Annotated in this window: 3 protein-coding genes; 1 reads left to right on the forward strand and 2 read right to left on the reverse strand. The window is 62.8% G+C overall.

Going from position 1 to position 2,546, the window contains the following annotated elements; all coding sequences use genetic code 11:
- A partial coding sequence (gene glsA, locus D2K64_RS23280; RefSeq protein WP_238384393.1) for a glutaminase A occupies window positions 1–928 on the forward strand: 928 nt, incomplete at its 5' end.
- A gap of 364 nt (window positions 929–1,292) precedes the next feature.
- On the opposite strand, the gene D2K64_RS23285 is transcribed toward glsA, so the two are convergent.
- Window positions 1,293–2,357, reverse strand: a complete 1,065-nt coding sequence (locus D2K64_RS23285; protein WP_120010782.1) for an amino acid ABC transporter substrate-binding protein — start codon at window positions 2,355–2,357, stop codon at window positions 1,293–1,295.
- Window positions 2,357–2,546: hypothetical protein (locus D2K64_RS25815; protein ID WP_238384394.1), on the reverse strand; the 190-nt coding region annotated here is incomplete at its 5' end. The genes D2K64_RS23285 and D2K64_RS25815, both read right to left, overlap by 1 nt.

The raw sequence follows: 2,546 nt of genomic DNA on the forward strand, positions 1-2,546 counted from the left end.
AGCATGTTCCAGTACAATGGATCTGCAACGCATCATCAGCGAAATCAAAGACGAGATCGAGGCGAACGCATCCGAGATTGAGGCCGCAGCCGATGCCAAGGAGGAGACGGCGAAACCAGGCCCCTTCGGCATGGCCATCGCCACCGCCGAGACCGTCCTCACTGCTGGCGCCGCTGACATCGTTTTCCCGATCCAAAGCATCTCGAAAGTCCTGGCGCTCGATCTCGCACTCCAGCAGCTTGGGGATCGAGTGTTCGAGCGGGTCGGACGTGAGCCGTCGGGGGATCCCTTCAACTCGGTGATCGATCTCGAACGGACGCTCGGCGTGCCGCGCAACCCCTTCATCAATGCCGGCGCGTTGGTTATCATCGACATACTGGTAGCAGCTCATCCAGACGAGGACGCGGTCGTCGACTTGGTCCAGGAGCAGCTGGACGGACGCGTCGTTTCGTTCGACGATGCAGTGCTTAGTGAGAGCGGCGATCTCAATCAGGCAATGCTCAGCTTTATGAAGCATCATAACAATATCCATTCGCCGATCGACCGCGTCATGGGCGCGTACAGCAAGCAGTGTGCGCTGTCAGTCGACTGCGCCGGCCTGGCGCTTGCTGGGCGGTTCCTGACACGAACGCGTCTCACAAACAGCGCCGATGCAGAGATAAAGCGCGCGCAGCGGATGCGGACCGTACTCGCGCTGATGATGACGTGCGGCCACTATGATGGCTCGGGTGACTTCGCTGTGCGTGTTGGCTTACCCGCGAAGAGCGGGGTCGGCGGCGGCATCCTCGCCATTGCACCGGAAACGGCATCAATCGCCGTCTGGTCGCCGAACCTCGACCGGCATGGCAACTCCATCCTCGGCGTACGCGCCTTAGAGATGCTGTCGGTACGTACGGGCTGGTCAGTATTCGGTCCTCTTGGAGCTTAGAGCTCGGGATGCTCTGTTGAAGCTATTCTGGTAAAGGAACTGATTACAGCCGCACTCCAGTGCGCCAGCGCTGTGACAAAGGACACAGAAGAAGTGCGGGCGGAGGTTTCGTCGACAGGCCGTCTTCGGCCAGCGCTTTCGAGCGATGGCCATCGCCGAGCTAACCTCGAGTAGGAGATTAGCACGATAGCGTTGGAGTGGAACGTCGCGGCCTGGAGGAACCCCTCAGCCATAGCCTCAACATAGCGACGGGCACCTCGCAAGCGGCGGGCCGCTGATTCGGCGTTACAACACATGAGTTTGCTTACACATCCTCAGTCGTTATGCGCGTTTGCAGGTCAACCAATCCCGTGCAAGGCACTCATCAGCGCAGCGGCGGTGCGTACATGAGCCCACCCTGGGAGGCGAGGCGGTTGGCGCCCCGTTCGATGCCCAGCGGCGCCAGGTTGCGCTCCCACACCTCGCCATAGTTACCGACCTGGCTGATCACGTTGAACGCCCAGGCGTTATCCACCCCCAGCGCGGTTCCCAGGTCACCTTGGGTGCCGAGCAGGCGTTGCACCGATGGATCAGAGGTCGTGTGCTTCTGTTCCGCGGCATTCGTGCTGGTGATTCCAGCCTCCTCGGCTGCCAGCAGCGCCGCGCCAGTCCAGCGCACCAGATCGAACCAGCGATCATCACCCTTGCGCACCATGGCGCCCACGGGTTCGGAGCTGATCCGCTCGGGCAGGATCGCCAGTCCTTTATCAGGCTGGGTCGTCCGGAAAGCCCCAAGGTAGGAGGCATCGTTGGCCCAGGCGTCGCAGCGTCCGGCCAGGAAGGCCGCCCCGGTCTCGGTGACCCCTGCGAACAGGACGGGTGTGAAGTGGAGGCCGTTGGCGCGGAAGTAGGCTGCGACGTCCAGCTCTGTGGTGGTGCCCTGCAGCAGACACACCGTGGCTCCGTCCAACTGCTTCGCCGAGGTCACCCCGGCGTCACCGCGGACCACGAAGGCGGTGCCGTCGTGGAAGTTGATCCAGGCCATGGTCAATCCGAGCGAGGCTTCCCGCGTCAGGGTCCAGCTCGTGTTGCGCACCAGCAGGTCCACCTCGCCGGACTGCAGCGCCGTGAAGCGGGCCTGCGGCGAGAGGGGAACATAGCGAACCAGCTTGGCGTCACCCAGAACGGCAGCCGCGACGGCCCGGCAGGTATCGGCGTCGAGGCCACGCATGTCCCCACGGCTGTCGGGCAGCGAGAAGCCCGGCGATTCACCTGACACGCCGCACAGCAGCAGGCGCCGGGCACGCACCGCCTCCAGCGTGGCGGATCCACCGCCTGGAGAAGCTACTTCGGGCCGCGACTGGGCTGATGACGGCGCCGAGGCGAACAAGCTGAGGAATGCAGCCGTGGCGCCGCACAGGGAGGAGACGAAATGCCGACGGCGTGCCATCAAAGTTGCTCCGGTGAGTGCAGCATCAACGTTGCGGCGGTGACGATGGTTGAAGACCCATTTGCCATGACGCATAGGCAACCCGTTAAGCTTCTCGAGAATTCACATTGTTCTCTAGCATTACAGTTGCGCTCTTCGTCTGACGTGGGCCTCTTGCGCGGCGGCTTGATGAGCGCGTCGCCAGAGTGA

It is taken from the genome of Teichococcus vastitatis (genome assembly GCF_003604215.1).
GTDB classification, from domain to species: Bacteria; Pseudomonadota; Alphaproteobacteria; order Acetobacterales; family Acetobacteraceae; genus Pseudoroseomonas; species Pseudoroseomonas vastitatis.